This is a genomic window from Enterobacter cloacae complex sp. IR5401 (assembly GCF_049238425.1).
Classification (GTDB): Bacteria; Pseudomonadota; Gammaproteobacteria; order Enterobacterales; family Enterobacteriaceae; genus Enterobacter; species Enterobacter hormaechei_C.
In genome coordinates, this window is sequence record NZ_JBMKHN010000013.1 from 55,470 (window position 1) to 71,721 (window position 16,252).

Annotated in this window: 12 protein-coding genes; 6 read left to right on the forward strand and 6 right to left on the reverse strand. The window is 59.4% G+C overall.

Features of this window, described 5'->3' with window-relative positions:
- Positions 1-28: 28 nt before the first annotated feature.
- The 3 genes from nfsB to ACOTX1_RS17760 form a co-directional block, all read right to left on the reverse strand.
- Positions 29-682 carry an oxygen-insensitive NAD(P)H nitroreductase gene (gene nfsB, locus ACOTX1_RS17750; RefSeq protein ID WP_003858884.1) on the reverse strand — a complete coding sequence of 218 codons (654 nt, stop codon included), beginning with the start codon at positions 680-682 and terminating at the stop codon, positions 29-31.
- A 120-nt stretch (positions 683-802) separates the two neighbouring features.
- Entirely contained in the window at positions 803-1,171 is a 369-nt protein-coding gene (locus ACOTX1_RS17755; RefSeq protein ID WP_003858883.1) for an MmcQ/YjbR family DNA-binding protein, read from the reverse strand.
- Positions 1,161-1,751, reverse strand: a complete 591-nt coding sequence (locus ACOTX1_RS17760) for a TetR/AcrR family transcriptional regulator (RefSeq protein WP_003858882.1) — start codon at positions 1,749-1,751, stop codon at positions 1,161-1,163. Before ACOTX1_RS17760 ends, ACOTX1_RS17755 begins: the two co-directional genes overlap by 11 nt.
- Positions 1,752-1,942: 191 nt before the next feature.
- Here ACOTX1_RS17760 and ACOTX1_RS17765 point away from each other — a divergent pair, with 191 nt between their 5' ends.
- Complete coding sequence (locus ACOTX1_RS17765; protein WP_023315566.1) at positions 1,943-3,046, forward strand: RomA family MBL fold metallo-hydrolase; 1,104 nt, start codon at positions 1,943-1,945, stop codon at positions 3,044-3,046.
- Positions 3,047-3,078: 32 nt separating this feature from the next.
- Positions 3,079-3,420: a RamA family antibiotic efflux transcriptional regulator gene (locus tag ACOTX1_RS17770; RefSeq protein ID WP_003858880.1), complete on the forward strand. Its 342-nt coding sequence runs from the start codon at positions 3,079-3,081 to the stop codon at positions 3,418-3,420.
- Positions 3,421-3,526: 106 nt separating this feature from the next.
- On the opposite strand, the gene ACOTX1_RS17775 is transcribed toward ACOTX1_RS17770, so the two are convergent.
- The gene (locus ACOTX1_RS17775) at positions 3,527-5,671 is read right to left on the reverse strand and encodes a TonB-dependent siderophore receptor (protein ID WP_032634434.1); all 2,145 of its coding nucleotides are present in this window, start codon (positions 5,669-5,671) and stop codon (positions 3,527-3,529) included.
- Between the two features lie 123 nt (positions 5,672-5,794).
- Between ACOTX1_RS17775 and ACOTX1_RS17780 the strand changes: the two genes are divergently transcribed.
- Positions 5,795-7,363, forward strand: coding sequence for an alpha/beta hydrolase-fold protein (locus tag ACOTX1_RS17780; RefSeq protein ID WP_126497645.1), 1,569 nt, complete (start codon positions 5,795-5,797; stop codon positions 7,361-7,363).
- Here the strand turns inward: ACOTX1_RS17780 and ACOTX1_RS17785 are convergent.
- The gene (locus ACOTX1_RS17785) at positions 7,349-7,597 is read right to left on the reverse strand and encodes a DUF1158 domain-containing protein (RefSeq protein WP_003858875.1); all 249 of its coding nucleotides are present in this window, start codon (positions 7,595-7,597) and stop codon (positions 7,349-7,351) included. The genes ACOTX1_RS17780 and ACOTX1_RS17785 overlap by 15 nt on opposite strands.
- A 488-nt stretch (positions 7,598-8,085) precedes the next feature.
- Between ACOTX1_RS17785 and ACOTX1_RS17790 the strand changes: the two genes are divergently transcribed.
- The 3 genes from ACOTX1_RS17790 to ACOTX1_RS17800 all read left to right on the forward strand — a co-directional run bounded on the left by ACOTX1_RS17790 (position 8,086) and on the right by ACOTX1_RS17800 (position 15,132).
- Positions 8,086-10,794 carry a cation-transporting P-type ATPase gene (locus ACOTX1_RS17790; RefSeq protein WP_263521486.1) on the forward strand — a complete coding sequence of 903 codons (2,709 nt, stop codon included), beginning with the start codon at positions 8,086-8,088 and terminating at the stop codon, positions 10,792-10,794.
- Between the two features lie 108 nt (positions 10,795-10,902).
- Entirely contained in the window at positions 10,903-11,967 is a 1,065-nt protein-coding gene (locus ACOTX1_RS17795; protein WP_023315570.1) for an efflux RND transporter periplasmic adaptor subunit, read from the forward strand.
- 9 nt (positions 11,968-11,976) lie between these two features.
- A complete protein-coding gene (locus ACOTX1_RS17800; protein WP_023315571.1) occupies positions 11,977-15,132 on the forward strand; it encodes an efflux RND transporter permease subunit in 3,156 nt (1,051 codons plus the stop codon).
- Here ACOTX1_RS17800 and ACOTX1_RS17805 read toward each other — a convergent pair.
- Positions 15,062-16,183 carry a YbdK family carboxylate-amine ligase gene (locus ACOTX1_RS17805; RefSeq protein ID WP_003858868.1) on the reverse strand — a complete coding sequence of 374 codons (1,122 nt, stop codon included), beginning with the start codon at positions 16,181-16,183 and terminating at the stop codon, positions 15,062-15,064. The genes ACOTX1_RS17800 and ACOTX1_RS17805 overlap by 71 nt on opposite strands.
- Between the last annotated feature and the right edge of the window lie 69 nt (positions 16,184-16,252).

Genomic DNA, 16,252 nt, shown 5'->3' on the forward strand with positions numbered 1-16,252 from the left:
ACGCCGATAGCCGGCGTGCCAGAAGCGCTTAGCACTCAGTCACAATCGTGCTCAGCGGCAGGCGAGATTTCGGCAGCGTGGCGTTGAAATCTTCCACGCTGTGATGCCCGACCGGGACCACCACCAGGCTGGTGAAGCCTTTCTCTTTCAGGCCAAACTCTTCATCGAGGATCGCGGCGTCAAATCCTTCGATGGGTACCGCATCCAGGCCCATCGCGGCCACGCCCAGCAGGAAGTTGCCGACGTTCAGGTAAACCTGCTTCGCCATCCACTGGTCGTCATCTTTCAGATCCACGCGGTGCATGTCGGCAAAATAGCAGCGGCCTTTGTGGTTCGCGGCTTTTGCTTCTGGCGTGGCGAAACGGCCGTCAGCCTCTTCCTGATCGACAACGCGCTCAAGCCAGGCATCGTCCATCGCGGTTTTCGCGCAGAACACCACCACGTGAGAGGCATCCAGCATTTTGCGTTCGTTAAACACATAGGTGCCCGCCGCGGATTTTGCCACGCGCGCTTTACCCTCTTCAGTGCTGGCAACTATAAAGTGCCACGGCTGGGAGTTGGTGCTGGACGGGCTGTATTGCAGCAGCGTTTTGATTTTTTCCGCTTCTTCTGCGGTCAGTTTTTTGGCTGGGTCGAACGCCTTGGTAGAGTGGCGTTTCAGGGCGACAGAAATAATATCCATAACAACTCCTGGTGATGAAATTCGCCCGCGGGCGGGCGTGAAAGGAAAGCAGATTACCGCGCGAAGCGGGAAAAGATAAGTGCGATTCGAGCGCTTATTCTGTTCGTCTCAGACGAACAATCAGGCTGGCCGAATCCACTTCTGATCTTTTTTCGGCAGTTTATCAACGACCAGATTCCACGAATCCGTAATCAGGTCGGTGACCAGTTCAGGCGTGATGTCGTCCGTGCCATAAAGGGAGATCCAGTGTTTTTTATTCAGATGGTAACCGGGCTCCACGCCACGGTAGATCTGCTGATTGAGCAGCGATTTTTCCGGATCGGATTTCAGGCTGACGTGGGCCCGACCGTGTGCGGTCGCCATCAGCATAAAAATTTTCCCGCCCACCTTAAACACGTCATACTCCGGGCCAAACGGCCAGCAATGTTCGGTAAAAGGCATCTCCAGCGCGACGCGTCTGGCATGTTCCTGCAAGGATTTACTGTCCATGGTTATCTTCCTCAGCAAGCCCGCGCCACATGGCTTCAAAGCCCAGCGCTTTAAAATCGACGGCACGGGACGGATCGCGGGCGGCAAACTCCATGGTGGTTTCAGCCAGCGATAAGAACATTGCATCACCGAAGGTCTTAAACTCGTCAGACATAAACACCGGGCGGATCGAACGACGACACAGTTCATGCAGTTCCGGGAACATGTCTTTCACCGCCTGCTCGGTTTCGGCGTTCAGCTTTTCACTGACGCCAATCTGACGGATAGCCGCATGCGCCAGGGGGTTACGAATGCCCCAGTCCACATAGCTGTTCCAGATATTGCGGGTATGCTCTTTTGGCTCGGTGATGGTGCGATCGAGATTCGCCAGCATGGTCTGGCAGAGATCCTGCTTCAGATGCAGGTAGAGGGCATTCAGCAGATCGTCTTTGGTAGCAAAGTAGCGAAACAGTGTCCCTTCAGCGACGCCCGCATTACGGGCAATTAACGCCGTTGAGGCGGCAATACCTGACTGCGCAAACGCAGCCGTTGCTGCTTCCAGTAAGGCCTGTTTTTTATCTTCACTCTTCGGACGTGCCACTAAATTTTTCCTCCCGTCAATTGTAAAAGCCCTGATTGAAACACGAGCCTTGATACGCTGCAACGCGGAATGTCAAAGATCGAAAACCTTCTTGACGGCGTAATCACCCTATCTATAATGAGTGCTTGCTCACTCATAATCAAGTATCACACGCGCAAACCATCGGATGGGGCGCGTAGGCGGGTCAGGAAATGAAAAAGCCTCTATTCATCTGCGTGGTGTTAGTCATGATTATTGCTTCAGCTGCCAGTTTACCGTTTGTACTGAATGCCGGATTTGGCCAGCCACCGCAGGGTGCGCAGCTCTCTGAAGTGGAAGCCTCTCCGCACTATCGCGACGGGCAATTCCATAACACGCTCCCTACGCCGGGCTTTACCGGGCAACAAAATATGCTGGTGGCGTGGTGGCAGTTCCTTACCCGTAAAACCGAAAACGCCCGTCCTGCGCAGCCGCTGCCGCTGGTGAAAACCGATCTGGCTAGCCTGTCGCCTGAACAGGACACGCTGGTGTGGCTCGGCCACTCCTCCTGGTATATGCAGCTGGCAGGGAAACGCATCCTGATCGATCCGGTTCTGAGTAGCTACGCCGCACCGTTCTCGTTTCTCAATAAAGCATTTGCGGGGGAGTACCCGTGGCGTGCGGAGAGCATGCCGGAGATCGACCTGCTGATTATCTCCCACGATCACTATGACCATCTGGATTACGCCACCATCAAGGCGCTGCTGCCGAAGGTTAAGCGCGTGGTCACGCCGCTGGGCGTGGGTTCGCATCTGCGCTACTGGGGGATGACCCCGGAGATAATCGACGAGCGGGACTGGAACCAGTCGGTGCATATCAGCGATGCGCTGACGGTACATGTTCTGCCCGCGCGCCATTTTTCCGGGCGCGGCATTAAGCGTAACCAGACCCTGTGGGGGAGCTTTATGTTTGTTACCCCAGAGCGAAAGGTTTACTACAGCGGAGACTCCGGTTACGGCCCGCACTTCAAGGCTATTGGCGAGCAGTTTGGCGGAGTGGACTTAGCCATTATGGAAAACGGGCAGTACGACCAGGACTGGAAGTACATCCATATGCATCCGGCGGAAACGGCGCAGGCCTCGGCAGATCTCAATGCCAAAGCGGTCGTACCGGGACATAACGGGCGTTTTGTGCTGGCGAAACATACCTGGAACGATCCACTGATCCAGCTGGCGAAAGCCAGCAAGGATAAAAACTACCGGCTGCTGACGCCGGAGCTGGGCGAGCCCGTGCGGGTGAGTGATACCACGCAACAATTTCGCGAGTGGTGGGAATAATGTTTAAGCGAGAAGCAGAGGGGGAGAGCAGTATGACGATTTCCGCTCAGGTCATTGATACGATTGTCGAATGGATCGATGACAACCTACACCAGCCGTTACGCATCGAAGAGATTGCCCGCCATGCGGGTTACTCAAAATGGCATTTACAGCGGCTGTTTATGCAGTACAAAGGCGAAAGTCTGGGGCGCTACATCCGCGAACGCAAGCTGCTGATGGCGGCGCGCGATCTGCGTGAGTCAGACGAGCGCGTGTACGATATCTGCCTGCGCTACGGGTTTGACTCGCAGCAGACGTTTACCCGCATCTTTACCCGCACCTTCAACCAGCCGCCCGGGGCGTACCGCAAAGAAAACCACGGTCGGGCGCACTGAAAAACATCCCCTCACCCCGGCCCTCTCCCCAAAGGGGCGAGGGCGTAATCGTCCCCTCTCCCCTTTGGGGAGAGGGTTAGGGGGAGGGGATCAGACCGCACCATGCTTACCAGCTGTAATTCACCGTCGCCGTCACCGTCCGGCCAATCCCGTAGAAGCACGCCGTATCGCTTGCGCACGACGCCACATACTTTGTGTCTGCCACGTTATTGACGTTGAACTGCACGCTTGCCCCTTTCAGGCTGCGGTTCATCTCGCCCAGGTCGTAGCGCAGCATCGCGTCATACAGATCCACCGATGGCACCTTGAAGGTATTCTTCGCATCGCCGTAGCTGGTGCCGATGTAGCGCATCCCCACGCCAGCGGTCAGGCTCTTCAGCGCGCCGCCCGGAACGGTATAGCTGGCGAACGCCGATGCCATATGTGCCGGAATGCGCGCAGGCGTTTTGCCTTCAGTTCCCGCCACCGTGGTGCTTTCGGTTTTTGCATCGGTGTAAGTGTAGGAGCCAATCAGGTTGATGTTATCCATCAGCGTGGCGTGGATTTCCGCTTCAGCGCCTTTCGAACGCACCTTGCCCGCATTTTCGAACCAGCCTTCAGCGCTGTTATAGGTCGCGACGTTGTTCTGAGTTAAATCGTACAGCGCCAGGGTCATCAGCGTGGTGTCGACCGGCTGATATTTCACGCCAATCTCGGTCTGCTCCCCGGTAGTAGGCCTGAAGGGCGCAACGCCCGGCGCACGGTTGGTTTGCAGGTTCGGTTCAAACGAGGTGCTGTAGCTGATGTACGGCGACAGGCCAGAATCAAACGCGTACAGCAGGCCAGTGCGCCAGGTAAATTTGCTGTCGTTCTGCTGCGTAACGCTGTTATCGGTGAAGTCGCTGGTACGCACTTCGCTCCAGTCGTAGCGCCCGGAAACCAGCCACTCCCAGTTATTCCAGCTCATCTGATCCTGAAGATACAGGCCCATCTGGTCGAGATTTTGCTGCTCGTCGGACGCCGTTTTGAAGGTACTTTCATCCACGTTCACGCCGTAAACCGGGTTTGTCCAGTCAAGGTCATACTGTGAGCCGCTCCCGCGCGCCAGCAGCTGTTTATCCTTGCTGGTCTTGTAATCAAACCCGCCGAGCAGGGTGTGGCTGACGCTTCCGGTCTCCAGCTGATATTCCAGCTGGTTATCAAGGCCAAATTCGTTGGTCGTGCGCGCTTCACGCTGGGCGCGACGGGTCAACACCGTGCTGTTGGCCGCGCTGTTGGCGTAAACCAGATAACGATATTTCTGCTTGATGGTGGCGTAACGGGCGTTCTGGCGGAAGGTGAGGTTGTCGGCGAACTGGTGTTCCAGCTCGTAGCCAATCATCGTCTGCTCGCGCCAGGATTGATTGTAATTCGGATCGCTGACGTTAAAATCGCGCGGGATGTACTTCCCGTCGGCACTTTTCACCGTGCCATACGCGGGCAGGAAGTTGCGGTATCCGGCATCCGGATCTTTCTGGTAGCTGGTCAGCAGCGTAAAGCGGGTCTGATCGTTCGGGTACCAGGTGATTGCCGGGGCGATCGCCATCCGCGTCTCTTTATAATCGTCCACCTGATTATGCTGCGTACGGGCGATACCGTTCACGCAATACAGTACGCGCCCGTCGTCGCTCAGCCTGCCGCCGAAATCAAACGCACCTTCGGCGAGATCGTTATTGCCGGTGCGGAACTGCACGTTGTGAATGGCCTCCGCCGTCGGGCGCTTGCTGGTCATGCTGATTAACCCGCCAGGATTGACCTGTCCAAACAGGACCGAGGCCGGGCCGCGCACCAGTTCCACGCGCTCCAGCAGCCACGGGTCAACTGTGCCCGTCTGTGATGAGGCCGTTGCGCCAAAGCTTAAGCCGTCGAGGAATTTCGGCACGTAGCTAAAGCCGCGCACAAACACCTCGTCGTTACGGTTAGACGAGCCCCGGTACTCGGTAAACACGCCCGCCGAGTAGCGCAGCGCCTGCGAAACGGAGGTGACGTCCTGCATGTTCATCTGATCGCGGGTGATCACCGATACCGACTGCGGCGTCTTCACGATCTCCGCGCTGGTCTTGGTGGCGGAGAGCGTTTTCGTCGCCACAATGCCTTTTACGGGCGCAGTGGGCTCTTCACTCACGCCCTGCGTCACCGTAATCGTTTCTTCTTTCGTTTCTGCCTGAGCCGCGACGCTGGTCGTCGCCAGACTCAGTAGCCAGAGCCGCATTATCTTATTATTTTTAAAAATTTTTATTGAACGTCCTTGGTTGCTATCGCCATAAAATCACCGGTAAATCGCCGTTGATGATATTGCAAATTATTACCATTTGCATTAGCGTTGTTAACAAATTTCGTTGGGGAACAAGCGGTAATGAAGAGGGTATGGAGTGGGTTGCTGTTGGGGATCGGCGCGCTGCCCGCCGTGGCGGCAACGTGCGAGCAGACGTCCCGGCAGGTCGATATTCAGGGAAAGTTTGATGCCAGCGGCGAAGTCTGCTTCTCCCTGCCTGAACTGGGTGAAAACTACGTTTCCGCCACGCTGAATGGCGTGACGGATGCGCGCCTGCTTGATGGGCAAAACCGCCGCATCCGCACGCTGATCGAAAATGGTCCTGCGGACGGGGAACACACGCTGCTGTTTGCCCTGCCGGTGAAACAGAACACCTCGCTGGTGCTACACGGAGAAGCCGGTAAGCCGTGGCGTTTTCAGTGGCGGATGAAAGAGACCTCTCCGTTACCACGCGTGCAGATGCTGGCGCCTGAAAGCCCGACGCTGAAGGCGCTGGCAAGCGTCATTTCTGCCGGTGGAAGTACCGAGGCGTTCTGGCAGGCGCAGCGTCGACAGGGAACGCCGATGGTGGAGCCGGTAGATGCGAGCCATAAGCGCGTGACCTTTCTGTGGCGCGGCGCGCGGGATAACGTCTTCATTCTCGGCTCTCCGGCGGGGGATCACGATCCGCTGTTCCGCCTGGGCAACAGCGACGTCTGGTTCCGCAGCTATGTAGTCCCCGCTGATACGGTAATGCAGTACAAGCTCGCGCCCGATGTGCCGATCGTCGAGGGTTCCACACGCGATCAACGCCGCGCCATCCTGGTAAGCGCGCAGGCCGATCCGCTTAACCCGAATACCTTCGGGGAGCAGAAGACCGATCGCTGGAATCGCTATTCGCTGCTCGATCTCAGCCCGGCGCGCTACTGCTCCGTTCGGGCTACGGCACAGCCGCTGGTACACGGGACGTTGAGCCGCCAGAGGCTGAGCAGCAACATCCTCGGCAATGCCCGCGACGTGATGATCTACCAACCGCGCGGCGCACAGCCTGCACGCTGGACGCTCATCCTTTTCGACGGACAGGTTTATCAGGACGAATACCATTTTGCCAACGTGCTGGACGGTCTGATTGCCCGGCATCACCTGCCACCGATTAACGTGGTGTTTATCGACAGCCTCGATCACGCCCGTCGCGGCAACGAGCTGCCGCCGAACCCGGATTTTGCTGACTTTATGGCGCACGAGCTGCTGCCGTGGCTGCGGGGGAAGGGCATCGGCATGCAGCGGCAGAAAACCGTACTGGCAGGATCCAGCTACGGGGGAATTGCCTCTTCATGGGTGGCGCTGCGCTATCCGCGCCTGTTTGGCAACGTGCTGAGCCTTTCCGGTTCTTACTGGTGGGCGCCGGAAGGTGACGCCCCGGGCTGGCTGACGCGTCAGTACCAACAGTCTCCACCGTATCCGGTGCGCTTCTGGTTACAGGCCGGGAAGTTTGAAACCGCGGGGCCGGGCGGCGGCATCTATCGCACCACGCAGGATTTTGAACAGGTGCTGAGGAAAAAAGGCTACCGCGTCAGCTTCCACCCCTCATCCAGCGGCCACGACTACGCGGCCTGGTGTGAAGCGCTGATCCACGGGATGCGCGATCTCACTGGCTTACGACGCCAGTGAAAACCAGCGGCGCCAGATGAAACGCAGGATAAAGAATTCGATGGCGCCGAGCACCAAAAACCACAGACAGAACAGAATGGTGTACAGCTGATTCAGATCGACCATATGAAAGGTCTGAACCAGCTTCTGCGCCAGCACCAGACCCAGCGACGGCGCAGGTAACAGCAGGCAGGAGAGCAGGGCCATCAGCAAAATGCCCCCTGCGGTGAGCAGCGATTCTAACGGGTGTTTCATCGTAATGTTAATCGTCAGTTAAAAATGTCATTGTCCGGCATCCTGAAACGTAAAGCAATATCATCCCCGCAGGCAAAATTGGGTGAAAGGCCACCGTTATTCTGCGAATTAATAACAGAAAACAGATAATATTTTCGGGGCGATTAAATTAATATCGCGTTATGTAAATAAACGTCTTTCTCACGAAAATAATTTTACAAAGCTATAGGTGCTATATCCAATTAACGTCGCAATAACAATGGCTGCGACAATGTATAACGCCAGACGCCGTCCGCGATAAATACCAAACATGCTTCCTCCTCGTTTAGTGTTGGTTTAGAAATATTTTGTAAAAATCAACGCGTCGAAATAATTTTAATCAGTTTTGAATAACCGGGTAGTCAATATATTGCGGTAGATCAATTTAACCCGCAAGACTAAAAAATGAATTATTTAAAGCCAGAAAGGAATTCCGGCTTCCGTCCACCGGATATTGAAGGAAAAATACCATGACCAAAAAAAAATTCTCGCAGAATATGCCACCCGCAGGCGGGCAGGCGTACCAGCAGACCGTAGAGCAGGTGCTTGCTCAGGCGCAGAGCCAGGCTAATGGCCTGGACCGCGCCGAGGCGCAGGCACGTTTGCAGAAACATGGCCCGAACGCGCTGCCGGAGAAAAAAGGCAAGCCGGGCTGGCTGCGTTTTCTCGCGCATTTTAACGATGTCCTGATTTACGTCCTGCTGGCAGCCGCCGTATTAACGGCAGTAATGGGACACTGGGTTGATACGCTGGTTATTCTGGGCGTGGCGGTAATCAATGCCTTAATTGGCCACATTCAGGAAAGTAATGCAGAAAAATCCCTGAAGAGTATTCGCAATATGCTCTCCAGCGAGGCGCGCGTTATTCGTAACGGCAACCATGAAACTATCCCGACGACGGAAATCGTCCCGGGCGATATAATTGTGTTGCGCGCAGGAGATCGTATTCCGGCGGATATGCGCTTAATCGAAGCGCATAATTTACGCGTGGAAGAGGCTATTCTGACCGGTGAATCCACCGTGGTGGATAAACACACGAACCCGTTGAGCGGCGAATTACCGCTGGGCGACCGCACGAACCTGGTCTTTTCCGGTACGACGGTCAGCGCGGGCGGCGGCGTGGGCGTGGTCATTGCCACGGGCCAGGAGACCGAACTCGGCCACATCAACCAGATGATGGCGGGCATTGAAAAACACCGCACCCCGCTGCTGGTGCAGATGGACAAGCTGGGCAAAGCGATCTTCGCCATCATTCTGGCGATGATGGCCGCGCTGTTTGTCTTCAGCCTGGTGTTCCGCGAGATCCCGATGGGCGAGCTGCTGCTCTCCCTGATTAGCCTGGCGGTCGCCTCCGTACCGGAAGGTCTGCCGGCAATTATCTCCATCATCCTCTCTCTGGGCGTACAGGCGATGGCGCGCAAGCGGGCGATTATCCGCAAGCTGCCGACGGTTGAAACCCTGGGCGCGATGACCGTGGTCTGCTCGGATAAAACCGGCACCCTGACCATGAACGAGATGACGGTGAAAGCCATCATTACCGCCGACACCTGCTACCGCGTGGACGGCAACAGCTACGAGCCGGTGGGCAACATCTATCTCGAAGGCAGCGATGAGCCGGTGCAGATCCAGCCGGGCACCGTGCTGGAGCAGTACCTGCGCACCATCGACCTGTGTAACGACAGCCAGCTGATTCAGGACGAGCGCGGCCTGTGGGGCATCACCGGCGGCCCGACCGAGGGCGCGCTGAAGGTGCTGGCGGCCAAGGCCCACCTCGAGCCGGTCGTGACCACGCTGGTTAACAAGATCCCGTTCGACTCTCAGTACAAGTACATGAGCACCCACTACCAGATTGGCGGTGAGGAGCAGATTTTGATCACCGGCGCGCCGGACGTGATTTTCGCCCTGTGTGAGCAGCAGCAGACCCGCAACGGTGCGCAAGCCTTTGACCGCGCGTACTGGGAAACGGAGATGGAGCGCTATGCGCGTCAGGGGCTGCGCATGGTCGCCGCGGCGTTCAAGCCAGCGAACGGTGAGCAGGCATTGACTCACGACGATCTGAGCCACGGCCTGATCTTCCTCGGCATCGCCGGGATGATGGATCCGCCGCGTCCGGAAGCGATTGAGGCGATTAACGCCTGCCAGCAGGCGGGGATCCGCGTGAAGATGATCACCGGCGATCACCCGCAGACGGCGATGAGCATCGGCCAGATGCTTGGGATCACCAACAGCGAGCAGGCGGTTACCGGCTATCAGCTGGAGAAAATGGACGACGCCGAGCTGGCGGAAGCGGCGGTAAAATATGACATCTTCGCCCGTACCAGCCCGGAGCATAAGCTGCGCCTGGTGAAAGCGTTACAGGAAAAAGGCGAAATCGTCGGCATGACCGGTGACGGCGTGAACGATGCGCCGGCGCTGCGCCAGGCGGACGTGGGTATCGCGATGGGCATCAAAGGCACGGAAGTCACCAAAGAGGCGGCGGACATGGTCCTGACGGACGATAACTTCGCCACCATCGCCAGCGCGGTGAAAGAGGGGCGTCGCGTTTACGACAACCTGAAGAAGACCATCCTGTTCATCATGCCGACCAACCTGGCGCAGGGGCTTTTAATTGTGATTGCGCTGCTGGCGGGGAACATCATTCCGCTGACGCCGGTGCTGATTCTGTGGATGAACATGGCGACCTCCGCCAGGCTCTCCTTCGGCCTGGCCTTCGAGGCCGCCGAGCGCAACATCATGCGCCGCCCGCCGCGCCAGACCGGGCAGCACGTAATGGACGCCTACGCCGTCTGGCGCGTGGCCTTCGTCGGCACCATGATTGCCATCGCCGCCTTTGCGCTGGAAGCCTGGCTGGCCCCGCGCGGGCACAGCGCGGAGTTCATCCGCACCGTGCTGCTCCAGATGCTGGTCTGCGCCCAGTGGGTGTACATGATTAACTGCCGCAATACCGAAGGGTTCTCCCTGAACCGCGGCCTGCTGGCGAACAAAGGGATCTGGCTGGTAACGGGCGTGCTGTTCCTGCTACAGGCGGCGATCATCTACCTGCCGTTTATGCAGATGCTGTTCGGCACCGAAGCGCTTCCGCTGCGCTACTGGTTCGTGACGCTGGCGGTGGCGGGGGTGATGTTCTTCGTCGTCGAAATCGAGAAGCGACTGACCCGCAGGTTCCGTAAGGCTGCATAACTTTTTGCCCTCACCCTAACCCTCTCCCACAGGGAGAGGGAACCCTGACCTCCCTCTCCCTGTGGGAGAGGGCCGGGGTGAGGGAAAACAACGCCGAGGTACTTCTTAATGAAACTCCCACTCCTGTTCGCGCTCCTCGCCTGCACCCTGCAACCCGCGTTCGCCGCAGTCATTCCCGTGCGTGTTGCCACCGTGGAGCAAACCGCCCACGCCGCCGAGCGCCAAATTCCGGGCCGCATTGAAGCTATCCACACCGTTGAACTGCGTGCACGTGCGGAAGGCGTCATCACCAGAATCCACTTCCGCGATGGCCAGTATGTGAAAAAAGGCGACGTGTTGTTCGAACTGGACGACGCCGAGCCGCGCGCCGCACTGCGTCTGGCCCAGGCCGAAGTGAGAAGCGCTGAAGCCACGCTGCGTCAGGCGCAGCAGCAGCTTTCCCGCTTCGAAAGCCTGGGCAACAGCAACGCCATCAGCCGTCACGACGTGGACAATGCCCGCATGCAGCGCGACGTGGCGAGCGCCGCGCTGGAGCAGGCCAAAGCCCGGCTCGACACCCGCAGCGTCACCCTGAACTACACCCGCATCACCTCGCCGATTGACGGGCGCGTGGGGCACAGCAACTTTCACGTCGGCAGCCTGGTGAATCCTGCCAGCGGTGTGCTGGTGGAGGTGGTGCAGCTCGATCCGATCCGCATCGCCTTTGCGCTGGAAGAGGGCGCGTTTGCCACCAAAGCCGGACAGCATGCGGATATCAGCGCCATGAAGCAGGCCTGGCAGGCGCTGATTGACAGCAACGGCCAGCGCATCAGCGGGGAACTCACCTCCGTGGACAACCGCATCGACCCGCGTACCGCCAGCGTGATGCTGCGTGCCGAGTTCACCAACCCGCGCCATCAGCTGCTGCCCGGCGGCAATGTGAACGTTTACCTGCGTCCGGCAAGCGAGCTACCGGTGCTGACTCTGCCCGCCGCTGCCGTACAGCAGAATGGCGACGGGTTCTTCGCCTGGGTGATTAACGCCGAGGATAAAGCCGAAATGCGTCCGCTGAAGGTCGCCGGGCAGATCGGCCAGCAGTTCCAGATTGCCTCCGGCGTGAAGCCCGGTGAGCGAGCGATTACTGACGGTGCGCAGCGCTTGCAGCCAGGCGCAACCGTCCAGATATTGAATTAAGGAGCCATCATGCTGACGTTTTTCATCAAACGCCCGCGCTTTGCGATGGTGATTGCGCTTGTCATCACCCTGCTGGGGGTCATCGCGCTGAGGATTATTCCGGTGGAGCAGTACCCGCAGATCACCCCGCCGGTCGTGAATGTGTCAGCGTCATGGCCGGGCGCCAGCTCGGCTGACGTGGCGGAGGCCATCGCCACGCCGCTGGAGACGCAGCTGAACGGGGTGGATCATATGCTCTATATGGAGTCCACCAGTTCGGATGAGGGCTCTTACAGCCTGAACATCACCTTTGCGGCGGGCACCGATCCGGATCTCGCCGCCATCGACGTGCAGAACCGCGTGGCGCAGGCCGTGGCGCAGCTGCCGACCGAGGCGCAGCAAAACGGCGTGCAGGTGCGCAAGCGGGCCACCAACCTGATGATGGGGGTAAGCCTTTACTCACCGAACAACACCCACACGCCGCTGTTCGTCAGCAACTACGCCAGCACCCAGGTGCGCGAGGCGCTGTCGCGTCTGCCGGGCGTCGGGCAGGTACAGATGTTTGGCGCACGGGACTACAGCATGCGCATCTGGCTGAGGCCGGACCGCATGAACGCCCTGAACGTGACCAGCGATGACGTGGCGCAGGCGCTGCGCGAGCAGAACGTGCAGGGGGCGGCGGGCCAGGTCGGCACGCCGCCGGTGTTTAACGGTCAGCAGCAGACGCTGACCATTAACGGGCTGGGGCGCTTAAACCAGGCCGACGACTTTGCCAATATCATTATCCGCGCCGGGGAGATGGGGCAGCTGGTGCGCCTGAAGGACGTCGCCACCATCGAGCTTGGCTCGCGCAGCTACAGCTCTGGCGCGCAGCTGAACGGGCACGACTCCGCCTACCTCGGCATCTACCCGACGCCGTCCGCTAACGCCCTGCGCGTGGCCGATGCGGTGCGCGCGGAGCTGGAACGGTTATCCACGCGCTTCCCGGACGATCTGGTCTATGAAGTCAAATTCGACACCACCTCGTTTGTGGCCGCCACCATCAAAGAGATTGGCGTCTCGCTGGCGCTGACGATGCTGGCGGTGGTGGTCGTGGTGTCCCTGTTCCTGCAAAGCTGGCGCGCGACGCTGATTGTCGCCCTTGCCATTCCGGTGTCGCTGGTGGGCACCTTCGCGGTGCTCTATACGCTCGGCTACTCCGCCAATACGCTGAGCCTGTTCGCCATCATTCTGGCGCTGACCATGGTGGTGGATGACGCCATCGTGGTGGTGGAGAGCGTCGAAACGCTGATGGCGGAAGGGCAGAGCCGCACGGCGGCGACCGCGCTGGCGCTGCGCCAGATTGCCGGGCCAGTGATTGCCACCACGCTGGTGCTGCTGGCGGTGTTTGTACCGGTGGCGCTCCTGCCAGGGATCGTGGGCGAGCTGTACCGCCAGTTCGCGGTGACGCTCTCGACCGCCGTCACGCTCTCAAGCCTGGTGGCGCTGACCCTGACGCCCGCGCTCTGCGCGCTGCTGCTGCGCCCGCGACCGGCACAGCCCGCCGCCGTTTTCCGTGGGTTCAACCGCGGGCTGGACGCCACGCGCACGCTTTACACCCGGATCGTGAGCGTGTTCAACCTCCGTCCGTGGCTGGCGCTGCTGGCCACCGCAGGCGCGGCGGCGGTGGTGGTATTCAGCTTTATGTCGATGCCAAAGGGCTTCCTGCCCCAGGAGGATCAGGGCTACTTCTTCGCCAGCGTCCAACTGCCGGAGGCAGCCTCGCTGGAGCGCACCGAAGCGGTGATGACCACCGCGCGCGAGCTGATCGCTAAAAACCCGGCGGTAGAAGACGTGATTCAGGTCTCCGGGTTTAACATCCTCAACGGCACCAGCGCATCGAACGGCGGGTTTATCTCCATCATGCTCAAAGACTGGAGCGAGCGTCCGCCGCTGGTTGAGGTGATGGGCACCCTTCAGCGACAGCTGCTGGCCCTGCCGGAAGCCACCATCATGACCTTTGCGCCGCCGACGCTGCCGGGGCTGGGCAACGCCTCCGGCTTCGACCTGCGCATTCAGGCGCAGGCGGGGCAAAGCCCGGCGGAGCTGGAGCGCGTGACGCGTGAGGTGCTGGCGAAAGCCAACCAGCACCCGCAGCTGAGCCGCGTGTTCACCACCTGGAGCAGCAACGTGCCGCAGATGACGCTCACCGTTGACCGCGAGCGCGCGGCCCGCCTCGACGTGCCGGTGTCACGCATCTTCAGCAGCCTGCAAACCGCCTTTGGCGGCACGCGCGCCGGGGATTTCAGCGTCAACAACCGCGTCTACCACGTAGTGATGCAGAACGAAATGCAGTGGCGCGAGCGCGCGGAGCAAATCAGCGAGCTGTTCGTGCGCAGCAACAGCGGCGAGCGGGTGCGTCTGAGCAACCTCGTCACCATCACGCCGACCGTCGGCGCGCCATTTATTCAGCAGTACAACCAGTTCCCGTCGGTATCGGTGAGCGGCTCGGCAGCGGAAGGGGTGAGCAGCAGCACCGCAATGGCGGCGATGGGCGAGATTCTGGCGGAAAACCTGCCAGCCGGGTACGACTACGCCTGGAGCGGCATGTCGTATCAGGAGCAGCAGACCGGCAATCAGGCGATATGGATTGTGCTGGCGGCGGTGGTGATGGCGTGGCTGTTCCTCGTCGCCCAGTATGAGAGCTGGACGCTGCCGGCGAGCGTGATGCTCTCGGTGCTGTTCGCCATCGGCGGGGCGCTGGTCTGGCTGTGGCTGGCGGGCTATGCCAACGACGTGTACGTGCAGATTGGTCTGGTGCTACTGATAGCCCTCGCCGCCAAGAACGCAATTCTTATCGTGGAGTTTGCCCGCGCCCGGCGCATGGACGGAATGGCGATTGTCGATGCCGCACGGGAGGGAGCATCGCGCCGCTTCCGCGCGGTAATGATGACCGCCGTGTCGTTCATTATCGGCGTCCTGCCGATGATGCTGGCGACCGGGGCGGGTGCCCAGAGCCGCCGCATCATCGGCACTACGGTCTTCAGCGGCATGCTGGTGGCGACCGTGGTGGGGATAGTGTTCATCCCGGCGCTGTTCGTGCTGTTCCACCGCCTGCGCGAGTGGGGCCACGGCATTACGGACTCGTCGCCCACAGCTCACAGTGCTTCTGCACCAGAGAAATCAGCGAGCCGCCATCGGCGATAAAGTCCCGCATGCGCTGCGCCTCGCTCTTGCCCTGCTTTAACAGCAGGGCAATTTCCTTGATGGCGCTTGTCGCGCCGAGCTTCTCGGCGGACGGCGCAACCTGCTCGAGCAGCCAGGCGATATCTTCCGCCACGGTTTTGTGCTCGCCGGTATGCACGTCTGTCAGAATGCCTTCCAGCCCGTAGCGACAGGCCTGAAAACGGTTAAAGCGATACAGCAGAAAATCCCGTTCCTGATGCTTATACGGCCGCGCGGTCAGCAGCCAGTGCGACGTCGCCTGAATAAGCCCGGCGATGTTAATCGCGTGGCCGAGCGTCAGCGGGGTATCCATCACCCGTACCTCAACGGTGCCAAAATGCGGGCTGGGGCGGATGTCCCAGTGCAGATCCTTAATGCTGTCGATCATGCTGGTGGAGCTCAGGCGGCGGAACAGCCCCTCGAACTCCTGCCAGCTGTTGACCCACGGCATCTGTCCGTTATCCGGGAAGCCCGAGAAGATGTTGAGACGCGATGAGGCGAACTTCGTGTCCGTGCCCTGCATATACGGTGATGCGGCGGCCAGGGCGATAAAGTGCGGCACAAAGCGCGACAGGCCGTGCAGTAGATAAATTGCGTCGTCCCCGGTCCGACAGCCGACGTGTACGTGCTGGCCGAACACCGTCGCCTGCAAAATCAGATAGCCAAAGCGCTCCAGCGTGACGTTATAGCGCTCGTCGTCACACACCTCCTGACGCTGCCACTTCTGGAACGGGTGCGTTCCGCCGCCGCAGATCTGGATGTGATGCTCCGCCGCCGCGCGCAGGATGCTCTGCTGCATCACCGAGAACTGCGCCGCTGCCTGGTCGATGGTCTGGCACACGCCGGTGGCGATTTCGAGCATGCTTTCGGTGATATCGTGTTTGACTTCGCCCCCTTTGATGTCGTCTTTGACGGCGGCGATGAGGGCAGAGGAGTCCTGGCTCAGATCGTAACCCGGCGGGTTAACCACCTGGAGTTCGAGCTCAATGCCGAGGGTATAAGGTTCAGAGGATTTGAAGTCGGGTAAGGGCATGGCGCACTCCGTTGTCTGTTATGAGTTGAGTATAGACAATGGGCGTGGCGCGCTCTTTTCAGGGTGGTA